The organism is Dietzia sp. CW19 (assembly GCF_014145265.1).
GTDB classification, from domain to species: domain Bacteria; phylum Actinomycetota; class Actinomycetes; order Mycobacteriales; family Mycobacteriaceae; genus Dietzia; species Dietzia natronolimnaea.
Map to the genome: position 1 here is coordinate 813 of NZ_JAALEE010000518.1, position 1,242 is coordinate 2,054.

General features: G+C 70.3%; 2 protein-coding genes. Both read right to left on the reverse strand.

Going from position 1 to position 1,242, the window contains the following annotated elements:
- The coding region (locus tag G6021_RS17555) for a carboxyl transferase domain-containing protein (RefSeq protein WP_277817959.1) at positions 1 to 514 on the reverse strand (514 nt) is incomplete at its 3' end.
- 258 nt (positions 515 to 772) lie between these two features.
- Positions 773 to 1,024: a meromycolate extension acyl carrier protein AcpM gene (gene acpM / locus G6021_RS14735; protein WP_095719155.1), complete on the reverse strand. Its 252-nt coding sequence runs from the start codon at positions 1,022 to 1,024 to the stop codon at positions 773 to 775.
- Positions 1,025 to 1,242: the final 218 nt, after the last annotated feature.

Here is a 1,242-nt window from a genome sequence, read left to right on the forward strand (position 1 = left end):
GTTCCCCGGTGACGGAGCGGACCACGTCGGGTCCGGTGACGAAGATCTTGCCCGCCGGCGCCATGATCACGACGTCCGTGAGCGCGGGGCCGTACGCGGCACCGCCGGCGGCGGGCCCGAGCACGACCGAGATCTGCGGCACGTGGCCCGAGGCGCGGACCATGGCCTCGAAGACCAGGCCGACCGCGTGCAGCGCCTCGACGCCCTCGGCGAGTCGTGCCCCTCCCGAGTGCCACACGCCCACGACGGGCAGGTGCTCGTCGATGGCGGTGTCGATCGCGTGGACGATGTGACGGCACCCGTCCAGACCCATCGCGCCACCCATGACGGTGGCGTCGGTGGCATAGGCGATCGTGGGTTCGCCGTCGATCAGGCCCCGCGCGGCGAGCGCGCCCGACGCGTCGGGTTCCGTGAGGAACTCCAGTGATGCCGGATCGAAGAGGTTCTCGAGCCGGGCGACGGGGTCGCGCGGGTCGATCTGGGTGTTCTGGTCCACGGTGCTCGTGATGGTCATCGAATGCAGTCCTTTCCGCGGCGCACCTCCCGGATGGGAGGGTGCGCTCCTTATGGACCCCCGGACTGGCTGGTGTGGGGGAGGCGAGCGATCCGGGACCCCCGTCCCTGATCGCGCCTTCCGCCCGTCACCCCGCGTGACGCGGGGTGCTCTCGTGTGTCGGGTCCCGGACGTGGGGTGGAGACGCGGGCTCGTCTGGTGCACCGACCGCACCTTCGGCCCTGAACGCGTCCCCGCCCCGTGCTCCGGGACGTGGTGTCAGCTCTGGTCGATCTTCTGGATGTAGTCGACCGCATCCTGCACAGTACGCAACTTGGCGAGGTCCTCGTCCGGGATCTCCACCCCGTAGCGGTCCTCCGTCTGGACCGCGATCTCCACCATGGAGAGCGAATCGATGTCCAGATCGTCCACGAAGGACTTCTCCGGGGTCACCTCGGAAGGCTCGATTCCGGTGACCTCCTCGACGATCTCCGCAAGTCCGGAGATGATCTCGGCCTCGGTGCGTGCCATGTGGTGTCCTTTCTGGTGGTGTCGTCGCGCCCGGTCGGGCACGGCGGGGTCGTCATGACGCGACCGCCGGGCGAGGCCGGCGACCGCGGGTTCGTGGGGGTGGTCTACGCGCCGCTGAGGGCGGGGACGGCGTCGAGCGCGTCCTCCAGGTCCTCGGGCGTGGTGACGCCGTGCCGGGGCACCTCGCGCATCATGCGCTTGGCCAGGCCGACGAGCGA

Excerpts from the sequence above, each read along its gene's own strand:
- acpM (WP_095719155.1), bottom strand. The coding sequence starts at position 1,024 with ATGGCACGCACCGAGGCCGAGATCATCTCCGGACTTGCGGAGATCGTC.